This window comes from Pseudidiomarina tainanensis (assembly GCF_004214835.1).
GTDB classification, from domain to species: domain Bacteria; phylum Pseudomonadota; class Gammaproteobacteria; order Enterobacterales; family Alteromonadaceae; genus Pseudidiomarina; species Pseudidiomarina tainanensis.
This window is the reverse complement of the sequence record NZ_PIQJ01000001.1, coordinates 557,434-572,247: the sequence shown is the minus strand read 5'-3', so window position 1 is coordinate 572,247 and position 14,814 is coordinate 557,434. Positions and strand designations below refer to the sequence as shown.

Sequence of the window (14,814 nt, the reverse complement as noted above, 5' to 3'; positions counted from 1 at the left end):
AACGCGCCGTTATTATCCGGGGCTTCCGCGATGGTGGTAGCCCGGCGTTCCACGCCGGGTGGCGCAACGCGCCGTTATCATCCGGGCATTCTGCAATGCCATACATTTCACAAAATTCGAGATTAACGGCACCACGTGCCACCCGGCGTAAAACGCCGGGCTACGCTATCTGGCGCGCAGCAACGTAAGCCAATATCCCACAGCAATATAAACTCGCCCAACCCGCCTTTCTGCGCAACACTCAACCTATGAGAAACGTTCGCAGATTTTTCGAGCGCGGTTACTACTTTTTCACTGTATGTACCTATCGCCGACAGCCAGTGCTAACTCGCCCCGACGTCATCGCAGCGCTACGCAATGCCGTGCGCGAAACAATGAAAACACATCCATTTGAAATTGAAGCCTGGACAGTAATGCCTGATCACATTCATTGTGTATTAATTATCAAAGATGATTTCGTTCCATTACGCTGGGGAAAAATAAAAGCGTTAACCACCAAGGCCCTTCCGGAATTTTCCTCAAAGTCCCGAAGAAATGCTAAGAATACAGAAGCTAGACAAGCACATGGGTATGGAAAATTATGGCAACATAGCTATTGGGAACATGAGATTCGCGATGAACGCGAATATATGATGTATATCCTCTACTGCTGCTTCAACCCAGTAAAACATGGTTACGTAAAGAATGCGTGCGATTGGCCGTACTCAACCTTAAATCGCTATTTGAGCGAGGGGCGTTATCCGGATGATTGGAAATACATTACGCCCGCTTGGCTTGACGATAATTTCAGTGATTATCAAGAACCTTAACTATTGGTTTTTAAATTTAATTAGCTCGCGCCGCTCTTTTTTATCGGGTTTGTGGTCAGGGTGCGGATTGTACAACGCATTCATTTTACGTAGTTCGGCTTCTTTTTCGCGGCGTGCAATAGAGTCTTCAGTTTCACGGTAGAGTTCTTGAGCTAACGGCGCGCTGAGACGGTTTTCGCTTAAGCCCAAAACTTCCACCTCATAGATATCATGGCCGCGTGGGGCTTTGACAATTTGCCCGATGGCGATGGTTTTTGAGGGTTTGCAACGTTGACCATCAACAGACACTTTGCCCGCTTGCACGAATTGGCGCGCAAGCGAACGTGTTTTGTAAAAACGTGCGGCCCAAAGCCATTTGTCGATTCGTACGGGGTCCATGTTTAGTACCTCGGCGTCGTAGCCCGGCGTTTTACGCCGGGTGGCACGTAGTGCCGTTAATCTCGAATTTTGTGAAATGTTTGGCATTGCAGAATGCCCCGGGTAATAACGGCGCTTTGCGCCACCCGGCGTAAAACGCCGGGCTACCAACATTGGGGATGCCCCGGGTAATAACGGCGCTTTGCGCCACCCGGCGTAAAACGCCGGGCTACCAACATTGGGGATGCCCCGGGTAATAACGGCGCTTTGCGCCACCCGGCGTAGAACGCCGGGCTACCAACATTGGGGAAGCCCCGGGCAATAACGGCGCTTTGCGCCACCCGGCGTGGAACGCCGGGCTACCAACATTGGGGATGCCCCGGATAATAACGGCGCGTTGCGCCACCCGGCGTAAAACGCCGGGCTACTTTTTCTTCTTGAGGAATTTCATTAGGCGCTTGCGCTTGCGGGTTTGCGAGAGCGTCAGCTGGTTTTTGCGGCCGGCATATGGGTTGACGGATTCGCGGAACTCTATTTTGATGGGGGTACCCATCACGCCTAATGATTTGCGGAAGTAGTTCATCAGATAGCGTTTGTAAGAGCCCGGCAGCGAGTCAACTTGGTTACCGTGAATAATCACGCGCGGCGGGTTGTAGCCGCCTGCGTGCGCATATTTGAGTTTGACGCGGCGTCCGCTCACCAATGGTGGTTGATGATCTTCGACGGCGGTTTCCAAAATACGCGTAAGCTTAGCGGTGCCGACGCGAGCAGATGCTGACGCGTAAGCTTCAAGTACCGATTCGAACAAGTTACCGACGCCACTACCGTGTAGTGCCGAGATAAAATGCACGCGGGCAAAATCGACGAAGCCTAGGCGACGGTCAAGTTCACGCTTGATTTCTTCACGGTGATCATGAGACAAGCCATCCCATTTATTGACGGCAATCACGATTGAGCGACCGGCGTTCAAGGCAAAACCAATCAAGTTTAAGTCTTGATCAGAAACTGTTTCGCGCGCGTCAATCACAGCAATCACCACGTTCGCGTCTTCAATCGCCTGCAAAGTTTTAATCACCGAGAACTTTTCAACGGTCTCGTCAATACGGCCACGGCGGCGCACACCAGCGGTATCGATTAAGATGTATTGGCGACCTTCACGCTCCATCGGAATATAAATTGAGTCGCGCGTGGTGCCCGGCATGTCATACACCACCACCCGTTCTTCACCGAGAATACGGTTAGTGAGCGTTGACTTACCGACGTTCGGGCGGCCGACAATAGCGAGTTTTAATGGCAGCGCATCGTAGTCGATTTCGTCGTGACTACGGTCGCCCAACTGGCCAATGATATTACCTTCGTGATCGATGATATTGCCATCGGCATCGACGATATTGCCGTCGCCATCGTAAACGTTGCCGTCTTCGTCGGGTTCGACAATATTACCATCAGAATCAATGGGATTGCCTTCAGCGTCGAGGTTGACCGCCACGTCGTCCGAACCAGCGTTGCGCACGCGTACGTCCGGATATTCATCCAGCAGCGGGTCAAAACATTCTTGCAGGAGCTGTTCGACGCCACGACCATGCGCAGCGGCGATACCATGCACATCACCTAAACCGAGTTCGAAGAAGTCGGCACGAGCCGCGTTGGCGTCAATGCCATCGATTTTGTTAGCAACCACGTAAGCTTTTTTGCCAAGGCGACGCAAGTGTGTCGCAATGCCCATGTCAGCCGCCGTGATACCGTCACGTGCGTCAACCATGAACAGCACGACGTCTGCTTCATCGATAGCGCGCAATGACTGTGATGCCATTTCAGCATCAATGCCTTCTTCGTCACCGTGAACACCCGCGGTGTCGATGACAATAAATTGGTAACCGTCGTAGTTGGCCTGGCCGTATTTTCTGTCTCGCGTTAAGCCAGGAAAGTCTGCAACCAAGGCGTCCCGGGTACGGGTAAGCCGATTAAATAAGGTTGATTTGCCCACATTTGGGCGCCCTACCAGGGCAACTACGGGTAACATATAACGTTAAATCCTTACCGCGAGTAAACTGCCGTCGCGTAACTGAACATAAAGGGTGTCGTCAACCACAATTGGTGCGGTGTATACGTCTTCACCCACTTCTAAACGGCCTTCGGTTACGCCGCTTAGTAAATTGATAAAATGCAGATAGCCGAATCGATCGCCGACCACAATGTAGTCACCAAAACGCACTGGCGCGGTAACGTTACGGCCGGTGTAGTCGTTGTTTGACCACAACTCTACGCCGCCTTGGGCATCTAACGCTGAAATGGCGTCATCCGCATCAGTAACAAACAAACGGCCGCCAGCGAATAACACGTTTTGATAGGAGGAGTAATCCCGACGCCAAGCGATTTCACCGGTGTTGGCCTCGATTGCCGCTAAGGCACCGTTATACGCCACATTGTAGACGAAACGGCCAGCAAGAACTGGGCGTGAGTCGACATCAACGAGACGTTGTAATTCTGTGGTACCGCTTGGAATTGCTAACCGCGCTTCCCACGCTGGTTGACCATTTTCGGCAATCAATACAATGACTTTACCAGTCGAGGTGCCAACGAAGATACCGCCCTGCTCGTACACTGGCGATGATGTACCGCGCAATGACAATGCTGGTGTTTCTGAGGTGTGCTTCCACAACTCTTCGCCGGTTTCTTCATTTAGTGCAATGACTTCACCGGTCGAACCTTTGACCACGACAAAACCACCGCCAATAGCTGGGTCAGACATGATTTCAGAGCGCACCACTTGATGCCACTTGACGCTACCGTCAGCAGCGTTAAGCGCAACCACGTCACCGTTTTCGCTGCCTAAGTACACTACGCCGTTAAGTGCTGATAAACCACCCGCAATACGCATCGGTTCACCGGCGCTCCACCATGAGCTTTTTTCTAAATCTAATACCGAACGCAAATCAACGCGCCATAGTTCGTTGCCAGTTGCGCGGTCGAATGCTTCCACTACGCCACGGCGGTCAGCAGCAATAATACTGTCGCCAACAATCACCGGATTGAGGTGCGAGAAGAACGTATCGATGCCGTCACCCACACTGGTATCCCAAACGACGCGCGGATTAATTTGCGCATCAAATGATTGCAATTCTTTGTAGGTAATCTCTTCGGTGCTAAACAGCGAACAACCACCGACGAACAGAGTTGCGAGCGCTGCTAGACCTAAGGTTTTTACTTGTTTCATGAACCCGCCACAATGCTGTTGAGTTTGATCTCGGCGATGCCTTGCGCACCAGCGTCGAGAGCGGCTTGATAAGCTGCACGTGCACCCGCGTTGTCACCTTTTGCTAATAAGATATCGCCTTTTAGCTCAGCGGCTTGTGCTTTGAAAGCTTCAACTGATTCAGCCGCTTGGGCTGCAGCTAGCGCAGCGTCGTACTGCTCTTGCGCCAACAATACGCGCGCTTGGCGAATATCGGCGACAGCGCGAAGTGCGGGTTGCGCGTTGTCACGTACCGTTTGCAATGCACTGACGGCCGTCGCTAAATCATTGTTATCCACGGCATGCTTAGCAAGCTCTAACGCTGCTAAAAGCGCGTAGGTGCTATCGCTTGAGTTCACGAACTCTTGTGCTGCCGCTGTGCTATTTTCTTGATCAGCTTCAAGTTGCACTAAAATGCTCTCAAACTTTTCAGAAGCAGCTTCTTGGTCAGCACGCACTTGGGCGTCGTAGTAGCGCCAACCGTAGAATAGTGCAAAGCCTACTACGAGGCCGGCGACGATGCCTTTGCCGTGTTCGTTCCAAAACTGTTTAATTCGTTCGACTTGTTGTTCTTCAGTTTCCATTTTTAACTCCCGGTAGCCCGGCGTTTCACGCCGGGTGGCACTAGGTGCCGTTAATCTTAATTTTTTCTGCAATGTTTATAATTGCGACTTCCGCAATCTTTATAATTGCTAAGCACTGACACCGCTTAAGCCCATATATTTACGGCGCTGCGCGCCACCCGGCGTGAAACGCCGGGCTACAGTTCCTCTATGCTGTTTAGCAGCTGCGAGGGGATGGTGCGGTCGCGCAGGTGCTTTAACTCGAAATCGGTGTCGCGAACGAGCAAGGCATAGGTGGCGCCTGACTTGTCGGCTTTCGCCAATTTCTTTTTCATGTTCTGGGTGCCGCTGTGCAACTGTACTTTCAGTTGCGGCTTGGCACTTCGAATTTGTTCGGCAACGGCTGGGGCGATTAGTTCCGCCGCTTCAGTTGCCGCAATCACGTAAATATCAATGGCTTGCTCAGCTGGAATTTTACCTTGCGATTCCAACAATAAAACCAAGCGCTCCATGCCCATAGCAAAGCCAACCGCTGGGGTTGGTTTACCACCGAGCTGTTCCACTAAACCATCGTAACGCCCGCCGGCACAAACAGTACCTTGCGCGCCTAGTTCGGTGGTCACCCACTCAAACACGGTGCGGTTGTAATAATCGAGACCACGTACCAAGCGCTCGTTCAAAACGTATTTAACGCCAGCAGCATCAAGACGCTTACATAGGCCATCAAAGTGCTCGCGTGATTCGTCGTCCCAATACTCCGATAACTTCGGCGCATCTGCAAGTACCGCCTGAGTTTCTGGCGATTTGCTATCAAGTACACGCAATACGTTGGTGTCTAAACGGCGCTTCGAATCTTCGTCCAGCTTATCTTCATGGGCACGCAAAAACTCACGCAATGCCTCGCGATAACGCGCACGCGCTTCATTTGAAGCCAATGAGTTCAGTTGCAATTCGACTTGCTCGCTAATGCCAAATGCTTGCCACAACCGTGCTGAGAGCAGAATCACTTCAGCATCGATATCCGGGCCATCCATACCGAAGGCTTCGATACCAAACTGATGAAATTGGCGATAGCGGCCTTTTTGCGGGCGCTCATGACGGAACATTGGCCCTAAGTACCACAAACGTTGCGTTTGGTTATACAGCAAGCCATGTTCATTACCGGCGCGTACGCAACTCGCTGTGCCTTCTGGGCGCAGGGTCAGGCTGTCACCGTTGCGATCATCGAAAGTGTACATTTCTTTTTCGACAATATCGGTGACTTCGCCAATGGAGCGCTTAAATAGATCGGTGCTCTCGAGCACCGGCATGCGGATTTCTTGGTAAGTATATTGGGCTGCGACCTGACGGATCACGCCTTCAACGTATTGCCACGCTGGCGATTGATCCGGCAGGATGTCGTTCATGCCGCGAATTGCTTGAATATTTTTTGCCACGTTCGAGTTCTTTTCTGCTTAGGGTCTACTTAAGACGGAAATTTATTACGAAAAATGGCGCATAGTATACCGCAGCTTTACGCTTGCTTCACGGGAATCTGTTCAGCTTCTAAACGTTTTACCTGTTCACGGATACGTTTTTCGAGTTCATCAACCAAATCGGCGTTGTCGAGACGGTCTTTCTGGCGCTCACCGTTGAGGTAAAAACCGCTCTTGTTCTTCGCACCAGCTAGGCCGACATGCGAAATCAGCGCTTCACCTGGGCCGTTCACCACACAACCGATAATTGATACATCCATCGGCACGGTCACGTCTTCAAGGCGTTGCTCTAGCGCATTGACGGTGCCAATCACATCGAATTCTTGGCGTGAGCAGCTTGGGCACGCGATAAAGTTAATGCCGCGGCTACGAATGCGCAGGGATTTTAGGATATCAAACCCAACTTTGACTTCTTCAACCGGGTCGGCCGCCAGCGAAATACGCAAGGTATCGCCAATGCCTTCGGCCAATAGCATGCCAAGGCCAATGGACGATTTTACTGAACCGCTGCGCAGGCCACCGGCTTCGGTGATACCTAAGTGCAACGGCTGCTCAATTTGTTTTGCTAATAGACGATACGACTCAACCGCTAAAAACACATCAGAGGCTTTCACGCTCACTTTGAAATCTTGGAAATTCAAGCGATCGAGAATGTCCACGTGACGCATGGCTGATTCCACTAAGGCCGCAGGTGTTGGTTCGCCGTACTTTTCTTGCAGATCTTTTTCGAGCGAGCCGCCATTCACACCAATACGAATTGGAATACCGCGGTCACGTGCCGCATCGACTACTGCGCGAATGCGCTGCTCATTACCGATGTTACCCGGGTTAATCCGCAAACAGTCGACACCGTACTCAGCCACTTTCAAAGCGATGCGATAATCAAAGTGAATATCGGCCACGACCGGAATCGGACTTTGTTGCTTAATGAATTTAAACGCTTCAGCGGCATCCATGGTCGGTACGCTTACCCGCACCAAATCAGCACCGGCATTGGCAATCGCTTGAATTTGCTTGACCGTCGCGGCCACGTCGGTGGTCTCGGTATTGGTCATGGATTGCACAGCAATGGGTGCGCCATCGCCAATCGGCACGTTACCGACGTAGATACGGCGTGAAGGTCGACGTTTGATGGGGTTTAAATGCATAAATTCGTACGCTTCGCTATTCGTTGTTCGTACACTTCGTTGTTCGTGCGCTTTGCTTTTCGTTAGTTCCGAACAGTGCACTTGTGCACGAACGAATAACGAACAGTGAGCGTAGCGAACGGACGAAGCACGCTTTTATCAGTTTAAAGTCATGGTGACGCTGCGGTTGCGGCGATAGTTGCTCAAATCAACCGGTTCACCATTATACGTCATTTCGACGAATTCTGGTTTGCATAAAATGATATCAAATGGAGGCTCGCCCGTCAGCGGCATTCTGTAGCCGGCTTCTTTGACGCCAATCGCGATATCGGTACCGGTGCCGTCGGTGACTTTAATCCAGCAGGCGCCGCTGAATTCCATGATTAAGCTAGCTTGATTCGCAGCAACATTTTCGCTTACAACGGGCGCTTCACGGCTGGTGTCGGCGACGACTTCTGGTTCATCATCGGCATTCGATGTTGTTGTAGAACGCGAGGTTGGCTCCGGCTCTTCGGTCACCACTGGCGATTCTTGTTCGTTATCGACTGCGGTGACGACTGGGCTGTTGGTATCCGCCGTATTGTCAGCTTGACTATTGGTATCAGTGTTACCAGCATCATCAGTTGTACGAACCGGTTCTGGCTCTGAAGTGGTCTGCAATTGTTCGCGTACTTGTTCTTCGGTGCGACGCATTGGTTCACGCTCGGTGATTTGCTGACTTGTGCCTTTATTACTGCTGCCATTCGCGTTGGCAAACATGTCGCCGGCGTTGCTGTCTTGCCACCACCACACCACTGCCATGGCAATCACAATCGCGATAATCAAATAGCTAATGAGCATCAAACGATTATCGTTGCGCTCACGCACTTTGCGCTTCGAGAAGCTTTGCATGGTAATCGTACTTGGCGCTACCTCACCAAAGCCCATTTTGCTGTAAGCCTCGAACACGCGCGCTTCGTTGACATCCAGTGCCTTACTAAGCGAGCGCAAATAGCCACGCACGTACGTTGGCGACGATAATTTGTCGTATTCGTCGGCTTCCATATACTCAACCACGACCTTGCGTAACCGCAGATTATCGGCCACTTGCTGCGTAGTTAAGCCTTTCGCTTCGCGCGCTTCACGGAACATTTGCCCCGGTGTTTCGCCGGTATATGGCTCCGGCTGTGGCGCAGCCTGTTCTTCGCTATTTTCATCAAATAAGTCTTTATCTTGTGCCATGGGGTATCGCTATTTAATAAGTTTTAGATAATCAGTCGCTTGCTGCGATGCAGGAAAGCGCTGCACAAGCAGATCGCCGAACTGTTGTCGTTTATTCTTCTGGTTCTGGACATGGGCTAACTGCACTTCTAACCATAGATACTGTGCCGATAACTGGGGGTAATTACTGCGACGCTCGATCATGGTTGCCGCTTTGTCGTAGCGCTTTTGCTGCATTAACAAAGTAGCGTAATTCTCTAATATGGTGACGCCACCACCGCTGTGATTTAGCGCCAATTCATAATATCTATCCGCGTTGGCCATATCGCCTTGCTCGGCAGCACAACGAGCAGCGTTCTCGTAGGTGCTGGCAACCTTGACATAGCCTGGTTGCGCGACGGCTTTGCGAAACATTTGGTCGGCATCATTGTAGCGCTGCTGACCACATAACAACACGCCTAAATTGTTGTAGTTGTCACCATCTTTCGGTTTTAAATCAATAGCTTTACGGTAGTGCGCTTCGGCGCTTTTGAAGTCACGTACTTGCTGATAGTAATACGCAAGGCCGGTATAAACGTCGGCGTTATCGGGAGTATATTCGCGGGCGCGCTCTAAATTAGCTTTGGCTTGTTCAAAATTACCGCTACGTAAATACTGCAAGCCAAGCGCAAGGCGGGTTCGCGAAGCTTCCTCGGCATTGAACTGTTGAGCTGGTTGTTGCTTGCCATCGACAGTGCGCTGACTGACGCAACCGGTTGTTGCGAGCACAGTAAACAGCACAAGCAGTAGTATCCGCATGTAAATCCCCCTGTAAAGAAAGCTATCTTAACCTTTATCAGCGGCAGATCAAGCTGTGCGGCGTCAAAGCCGTGTTAAGTTTGTCTTAAGCAGGGGTATTCTGGACGCTTATACAGCTTTCACTTGAATGCCGTCACCACCGCGCTGCGCTTGCTGCTTTTTCAGAATGCGCTTGGTACGGTCAATCACATCACCCACTAGCTGACCACATGCGGCGTCAATGTCGTCGCCTCGAGTACGACGAACCACCACAATGTAGCCCTTTTCCATCAGCACTTTGGCGAACCGATCGATGCGTGAATTGCTCGAACGACCATAGTCTGAACCTGGGAATGGATTAAACGGGATGAGGTTAATTTTGCACGGCGTATCTTTCAGAAGCTCTGCGAGCTCAGCCGCTTGTTCCATTGAGTCATTGATGTGATCAAGCATCACGTACTCAATGGTGATGTTTTTATTGGCTTTGCTACCGTCAATGTAATCACGGCTCGCTTTTAAGAATTCTTGAATGTTGTACTTCTTATTGATTGGCACAATTTCGTTACGCAACTCATCGTTCGGTGCGTGCAAGGAAATAGCTAATGCCACATCAATTTCTTCTTTCAATTTGTACAACGCTGGCACCACACCTGAGGTGCTGAGCGTGACACGACGTTTTGATAAGCCAAAAGCATTGTCATCGAGCATCAAGTCCATGGCTGGTACCACATTGTTCAGGTTGAGCAACGGTTCGCCCATGCCCATCATCACCACGTTGGTTACCGCTTTTACGCCGGTGTCGCCAAAGGCGCCGAGCAATTTGTTGACGCGCCAAACTTGACCAATGATTTCCGCCACTTTGAGGTTACGGTTAAAGCCTTGCTGCGCCGTTGAACAGAATGTGCACTCTAGTGCACAACCCACCTGCGAGCTGACACACAAAGTGGCACGGTCACGATCTGGAATCCAGACGGTTTCCACATCCTGACCGTCGAATAAGGTCATCGCAAACTTAATGGTGCCGTCTGATGATTGCTGCTGCATACGCACTTCAGGCGCGCGAATTTCGGCTACCTGCTTGAGCTTCTCTCTTAAGACCTTATTGAGATTGGTCATTTGATCGAAGTCGTCGACGCAATAGTGATAGACCCACTTCATCACCTGGTCGGCGCGAAACGGTTTTTCACCCAACTCTTTGAAGAACGCGCGCATACCTTCGCGGTTCAAGTCGAGTAAGTTCACTTTTTTGTCTACAGCATTCATATAAAACCTTAAGGCGTTGTTCGTTATTCGTGCGTTCGCTTCGCTCACTGTTCGTGCGCGCTTTGCGCTGTTCGGAAAAACAACCTACGAATAGCGCAGCGGACGAACAGCGAAGCGATCGAATAACGAATAACGCTTTTTAATTAACGGGTGCGGGCGCAGAGTTCTTCTTCAGTGAAGAAATAACCAATTTCGCGAGCCGCTGATTCTAACGCGTCAGAACCGTGAACCGCATTTTCATCAATAGATACAGCATAGTCTGCACGCAAAGTTCCTGCCAATGCGTCAGCTGGGTTAGTTGCACCCATGATGTCGCGGTGACGTTTTACTGCGTCTTCGCCTTCAAGTACTTGCACCATGATTGGGCCAGAAGTCATGAAGTCAACCAAAGCGCGGAAGAAAGGACGCTCTTTGTGTTCAGCGTAGAAGCCTTCTGCTTGTTCGGTGCTCAAGTGCATCATTTTCGCTGCAACGATACGGAAGCCCGCAGTTTCGAAGCGGTTGTAGATTGCGCCGATGACGTTTTTGCCAACTGCGTCTGGCTTGATGATTGATAAAGTGCGCTCTAAAGCCATGATTTTCTCCAATCGAAGTTAAATATAAAAGGGTCAAAATTTTAGTCGCGCGGATTATACATAAAACGTATGACAAGCGAAAGGAGGGGTGCAGTCCTTGGACTGCACCCCTCCTTTTACTTTTTCGAACAAGGTAATCGAATTTTCGAGTTATCCGAACTCTTACATACATTCGTGCATGTATGTAAAATATCGCCTTGTGTTGGATAGAGTTTTTAGCGCTTGTTGTAAGGATGTAGGCGTATGAAAAAAATACAAAATATTGCATTTGGTTTGTTGTTTTTTGTGGTTGTGTTGATGGCTGCGATTGTTCCCAAGGCGCATGCCGATGAGGCGCATCTGGCGGTGAGCTACTCAACCGAGCATCTCAATGGTTTGCGCGCAGGCTATCGTTGGACCGATGGCCCGAAATTTTTGCCGCAAAGTTGGTTCGATTTGATTGGTTCACCGCGGGTACATTGGGAAGCGGCGGTCAATACATGGGTCAATTCGCGCAACTCGCATGATCGTATCAATGCGGTGACTTTTAGTCCTGTTTTGCAGTGGTCGCTGACCGCTGGTTCACAGCCGCTGCTATTGGAAGCTGGAATTGGTGTGTCACTGCTTGATGATCAGCGGATTTCAGACCGCGAGTTGTCGATTTCATTTCAGTTCGAAGATCGAATTGCGTTGGCTTGGCAATACGACCCAATTAGCAAAGCGCGCTTGAGTTTTGGCTATTCGCACTATTCTCAAGCTGATATTAAACGCCCCAACGACGGTTTAGATTTGTGGGTTCTCACTTGGCACGTGCCTATTTAGAGAAAGGAGGGGTGCAGTCCAAGGACTGCACCCCTCCTCTTGCGCTTTGGGTGGAACGGGCGTAAAGTGTGGGCATCTAGACGTCCATATAATTTAATGAGGTAGTTATGACGCAACAAATTACATTAGGTGGCGGTTGCTTTTGGTGTCTTGAAGGCGCCTTTAAGCAAGTGCGTGGCGTACTGAAAGTTCAGTCCGGTTACGCTGGTGGTCATAAAGCGGAACCGACTTACGAAGAAGTCTGTAAAGGTGATACGGGTCACGCTGAAGTGGTTCAAATTACTTTTGACCCGGCCGCGCTGAGTGTGCGTGAAGTTTACGAAATCTTCTTTGCGTTGCATGATCCGACGCAGGTGAACCGACAAGGAAACGATGTCGGTACGCAATATCGCACCTCGATCTTCTATCAAACTGACGAGCAAAAGCGTTTAGCAGAAGAAATTATTGCTGAAATGGAACGAGAGCAAACGTGGGATGCGCCGATTGTGACGACCATTGAGCCGCTCGAGAAGTTTTGGCCGGCCGAGGAATATCACGAGAATTACGTGGAGCGTAATCCAGAAAACGCTTATTGCCAGGCGGTCGTGCATCCTAAATTGGCGAAATTCAAACGTACTTTTGCCGAAAAGCTTGACGGTTAATTTGGATGAAAAGGAGGGGTGCAGTCCTTGGACTGCACCTCTCCTACTTAATAATACTGCGCAGGATTTCGATGTCGCCCGCACCCACGCCGTGGTGTTTGAAGTAAACCTGCCATTCTGCGACTAACTCTTGTACCTCTTTCACAACCGCCCGAGCTTTATATGGCTGTAGGCCAAAACGACGCGACTGCGATAATACGTTTTCCACCGTGCCGGCACGCCCGTCATCACCGATTCCAAAACCATGCTCTTTGCTATTGCTAATGGGGAGAACGTCATACGCCGGCGCCAAGCGCCAGTGACGCTCTTGTAAATGCCACAACATGGCATGATTTCGTGCATGGTCGTCGGTATTACCAATCAGCACGTTAAATACCATGCGCTTGAATAACTCCGGGGCGTCGTCTGCTGACGCACTGTGCTTACGCAATAATTCTGCGAGCGCGCCATAGGAATACCAACTGCGTAATGCTGCCTCGTTGACATGGTCGTCCATCAATAGCGAGTTTGCACTAATGAAGTGATGCGATACTGATTCGCTCTCGCCATCCAGTCGTCGATCGAAACGCTTTACCATCAGCACATCTTCTTCACCTTCAAGCAACCGCACGTCAGCAGTGCGAACACCATCGAGCTCTGCTAGCATCTGCATGGTGGCGTACTCAACTCGAGCCACATTATAAAGATCATCAGCTCTATTAAACTTCAATAAATACGTCTGATTGTTATCTACCAATAGTGTTTTAGGCCGGGCTCCGCCCATTGAATCGCCGAATTGAAATGCTTTTTTTACTTCAATACTGACGTCTTCAGCATTCAGAATCGCTTTTTTACCACGTAGCAATAAGTCTAAATCTGCCAACGTATTACGAGATTGCTTCGCCTTTGCTTTGCTACGCGACAAACTAAAGCTTATTGCACCGACACCCATCGTGGCACCGGCTATCAAGAACTCGAGCTCGTTTTGTGGCTTGGTTCGGCGTAATTGCAAGATGAGTTTGCGCCCCCAAGCATCGGCGCCGGCGTCACTTAATACACCGAAGATACCTTTGTTGAGTTTGGTGGTAAAAATCTCTTGGCTTAGTGGCAAGTGAATGGGATCAAGCGGGAATGCATCCTTGCGTGCTAAATATGACTTTCCGTAACGCAATTGGCCTACTTTACGCGTCACGTCATAACGAAACTTCGCGCAGATGACTGGCTCTTCCTCCAAGCCTTCAATAAACACGTAGGCTTCAGAAATCATTGGAGAAGTCCTCGATCGGTTTACGACGCTTGCGCTCTGGCGCATCGACTACTTGCGCGAGTTGCTCATCAACCACATCAGTGAATTCTCCCAGCAAGCCGAGTAATTCAAGCGCAGATACGAGCGTCATTGCATTCACGCCCTGCCCGTTTTCCATTCGGTAAATGGTATTCACGCCACAGCCCAAGCGCTTAGCGAACTCTTCTTGATCCATAGTTTGCGTGCGGTGCTTCTTGATCAACTCACCGACGGATTGCAGGAATTGCTCTGAATTCATAAACCACCAAATATCATCGATAAATAGCTAATAAATGAATTATGGTGGATAAATTAAAATCGTGCAAGTTTTGAGCGGGAGGAGGGTGCGAAAGGAGGGGTGCAGTCCTTGGACTGCACCCCACTTACTTAGTGATTTTCTTTGGCGTGGTTAATGCTGTACTTGGGTATTTCAACTACAAGATCTTCGCCGTCCACGCGCGCTTGGCAGCTTAAGCGTGAATCTGGATCGAGGCCCCAGGCTTTGTCCAGCATATCGTCTTCGTTTTCTTCGATTTCATTCAACGAATCCATGCCTTCACGAATGTAAACGTGACAGGTGGTGCAGGCGCACACTTTCTCGCAGGCATGTTCGATGCCGATGCCGTTGCGTAACGCAACGTCTAGTACGGTTTCGCCGTCGGCGGCCTCAATGGCTGCGCCTTCTGGACATAATTCTTCGTGCGGTAAAAAAATAATCTTCGGCATA

16 protein-coding genes are annotated in these 14,814 nt (G+C 50.2%); 3 read left to right on the top strand and 13 right to left on the bottom strand.

Going from position 1 to position 14,814, the window contains the following annotated elements; translation table 11 throughout:
• The first annotated feature begins 248 nt into the window (after positions 1-248).
• Positions 249-809 (top strand): REP-associated tyrosine transposase, encoded by a 561-nt coding sequence (locus CWI82_RS02825; RefSeq protein WP_092856261.1) that lies wholly within the window; start codon positions 249-251, stop codon positions 807-809.
• Here CWI82_RS02825 and CWI82_RS02820 read toward each other — a convergent pair whose 3' ends face one another.
• The 10 genes from CWI82_RS02820 to ndk all read right to left on the bottom strand — a co-directional run bounded on the left by CWI82_RS02820 (position 810) and on the right by ndk (position 11,381).
• Positions 810-1,187: an RNA-binding S4 domain-containing protein gene (locus CWI82_RS02820; protein WP_092856941.1), complete on the bottom strand. Its 378-nt coding sequence runs from the start codon at positions 1,185-1,187 to the stop codon at positions 810-812.
• 403 nt (positions 1,188-1,590) lie between these two features.
• Positions 1,591-3,189: a ribosome biogenesis GTPase Der gene (der, locus tag CWI82_RS02815; protein WP_130202593.1), complete on the bottom strand. Its 1,599-nt coding sequence runs from the start codon at positions 3,187-3,189 to the stop codon at positions 1,591-1,593.
• Positions 3,190-3,195: 6 nt separating this feature from the next.
• Complete coding sequence (gene bamB, locus CWI82_RS02810; protein ID WP_130202592.1) at positions 3,196-4,383, bottom strand: outer membrane protein assembly factor BamB; 1,188 nt, start codon at positions 4,381-4,383, stop codon at positions 3,196-3,198.
• Positions 4,380-4,985: a YfgM family protein gene (locus tag CWI82_RS02805; RefSeq protein WP_092856267.1), complete on the bottom strand. Its 606-nt coding sequence runs from the start codon at positions 4,983-4,985 to the stop codon at positions 4,380-4,382. Before CWI82_RS02805 ends, bamB begins: the two co-directional genes overlap by 4 nt.
• Before the next feature lie 176 nt (positions 4,986-5,161).
• The gene (gene hisS / locus CWI82_RS02800; RefSeq protein WP_130202591.1) at positions 5,162-6,400 is read right to left on the bottom strand and encodes a histidine--tRNA ligase; all 1,239 of its coding nucleotides are present in this window, start codon (positions 6,398-6,400) and stop codon (positions 5,162-5,164) included.
• A 77-nt stretch (positions 6,401-6,477) separates the two neighbouring features.
• The gene (gene ispG, locus CWI82_RS02795) at positions 6,478-7,587 is read right to left on the bottom strand and encodes a flavodoxin-dependent (E)-4-hydroxy-3-methylbut-2-enyl-diphosphate synthase (RefSeq protein WP_092856272.1); all 1,110 of its coding nucleotides are present in this window, start codon (positions 7,585-7,587) and stop codon (positions 6,478-6,480) included.
• Between the two features lie 138 nt (positions 7,588-7,725).
• The gene (locus CWI82_RS02790) at positions 7,726-8,787 is read right to left on the bottom strand and encodes a RodZ domain-containing protein (protein ID WP_130202590.1); all 1,062 of its coding nucleotides are present in this window, start codon (positions 8,785-8,787) and stop codon (positions 7,726-7,728) included.
• Between the two features lie 9 nt (positions 8,788-8,796).
• A complete protein-coding gene (pilW, locus tag CWI82_RS02785) occupies positions 8,797-9,564 on the bottom strand; it encodes a type IV pilus biogenesis/stability protein PilW (RefSeq protein ID WP_092856276.1) in 768 nt (255 codons plus the stop codon).
• Positions 9,565-9,672: 108 nt separating this feature from the next.
• Entirely contained in the window at positions 9,673-10,806 is a 1,134-nt protein-coding gene (locus tag CWI82_RS02780; protein WP_092856278.1) for a bifunctional tRNA (adenosine(37)-C2)-methyltransferase TrmG/ribosomal RNA large subunit methyltransferase RlmN, read from the bottom strand.
• 143 nt (positions 10,807-10,949) lie between these two features.
• Entirely contained in the window at positions 10,950-11,381 is a 432-nt protein-coding gene (ndk, locus tag CWI82_RS02775) for a nucleoside-diphosphate kinase (RefSeq protein WP_130202589.1), read from the bottom strand.
• 243 nt (positions 11,382-11,624) lie between these two features.
• Here ndk and CWI82_RS02770 point away from each other — a divergent pair, with 243 nt between their 5' ends.
• Entirely contained in the window at positions 11,625-12,182 is a 558-nt protein-coding gene (locus CWI82_RS02770; RefSeq protein WP_233340179.1) for an acyloxyacyl hydrolase, read from the top strand.
• Between the two features lie 107 nt (positions 12,183-12,289).
• Entirely contained in the window at positions 12,290-12,823 is a 534-nt protein-coding gene (gene msrA, locus CWI82_RS02765) for a peptide-methionine (S)-S-oxide reductase MsrA (protein WP_130202588.1), read from the top strand.
• Between the two features lie 43 nt (positions 12,824-12,866).
• Here the strand turns inward: msrA and CWI82_RS02760 are convergent, their stop codons facing one another.
• The 3 genes from CWI82_RS02760 to fdx form a co-directional block, all read right to left on the bottom strand.
• Positions 12,867-14,069 (bottom strand): type II toxin-antitoxin system HipA family toxin, encoded by a 1,203-nt coding sequence (locus CWI82_RS02760; protein ID WP_092856286.1) that lies wholly within the window; start codon positions 14,067-14,069, stop codon positions 12,867-12,869.
• Positions 14,059-14,346: a helix-turn-helix domain-containing protein gene (locus CWI82_RS02755; RefSeq protein WP_092856288.1), complete on the bottom strand. Its 288-nt coding sequence runs from the start codon at positions 14,344-14,346 to the stop codon at positions 14,059-14,061. Before CWI82_RS02755 ends, CWI82_RS02760 begins: the two co-directional genes overlap by 11 nt.
• Before the next feature lie 128 nt (positions 14,347-14,474).
• Positions 14,475-14,813 (bottom strand): ISC system 2Fe-2S type ferredoxin, encoded by a 339-nt coding sequence (fdx, locus tag CWI82_RS02750; RefSeq protein ID WP_092856290.1) that lies wholly within the window; start codon positions 14,811-14,813, stop codon positions 14,475-14,477.
• Between the last annotated feature and the right edge of the window lies 1 nt (position 14,814).

Coding starts and splice junctions, on each gene's coding strand:
- CWI82_RS02825 (WP_092856261.1), top strand. CDS start 249: ATGAGAAACGTTCGCAGATTTTTCGAGCGCGGTTACTACTTTTTCACT.
- CWI82_RS02820 (WP_092856941.1), bottom strand. CDS start 1,187: ATGGACCCCGTACGAATCGACAAATGGCTTTGGGCCGCACGTTTTTAC.
- der (WP_130202593.1), bottom strand. CDS start 3,189: ATGTTACCCGTAGTTGCCCTGGTAGGGCGCCCAAATGTGGGCAAATCA.
- bamB (WP_130202592.1), bottom strand. CDS start 4,383: ATGAAACAAGTAAAAACCTTAGGTCTAGCAGCGCTCGCAACTCTGTTC.
- CWI82_RS02805 (WP_092856267.1), bottom strand. CDS start 4,985: ATGGAAACTGAAGAACAACAAGTCGAACGAATTAAACAGTTTTGGAAC.
- ispG (WP_092856272.1), bottom strand. CDS start 7,587: ATGCATTTAAACCCCATCAAACGTCGACCTTCACGCCGTATCTACGTC.
- CWI82_RS02790 (WP_130202590.1), bottom strand. CDS start 8,787: ATGGCACAAGATAAAGACTTATTTGATGAAAATAGCGAAGAACAGGCT.
- pilW (WP_092856276.1), bottom strand. CDS start 9,564: ATGCGGATACTACTGCTTGTGCTGTTTACTGTGCTCGCAACAACCGGT.
- CWI82_RS02780 (WP_092856278.1), bottom strand. CDS start 10,806: ATGAATGCTGTAGACAAAAAAGTGAACTTACTCGACTTGAACCGCGAA.
- ndk (WP_130202589.1), bottom strand. CDS start 11,381: ATGGCTTTAGAGCGCACTTTATCAATCATCAAGCCAGACGCAGTTGGC.
- CWI82_RS02770 (WP_233340179.1), top strand. CDS start 11,625: ATGAAAAAAATACAAAATATTGCATTTGGTTTGTTGTTTTTTGTGGTT.
- msrA (WP_130202588.1), top strand. CDS start 12,290: ATGACGCAACAAATTACATTAGGTGGCGGTTGCTTTTGGTGTCTTGAA.
- CWI82_RS02760 (WP_092856286.1), bottom strand. CDS start 14,069: ATGATTTCTGAAGCCTACGTGTTTATTGAAGGCTTGGAGGAAGAGCCA.
- CWI82_RS02755 (WP_092856288.1), bottom strand. CDS start 14,346: ATGAATTCAGAGCAATTCCTGCAATCCGTCGGTGAGTTGATCAAGAAG.
- fdx (WP_092856290.1), bottom strand. CDS start 14,813: ATGCCGAAGATTATTTTTTTACCGCACGAAGAATTATGTCCAGAAGGC.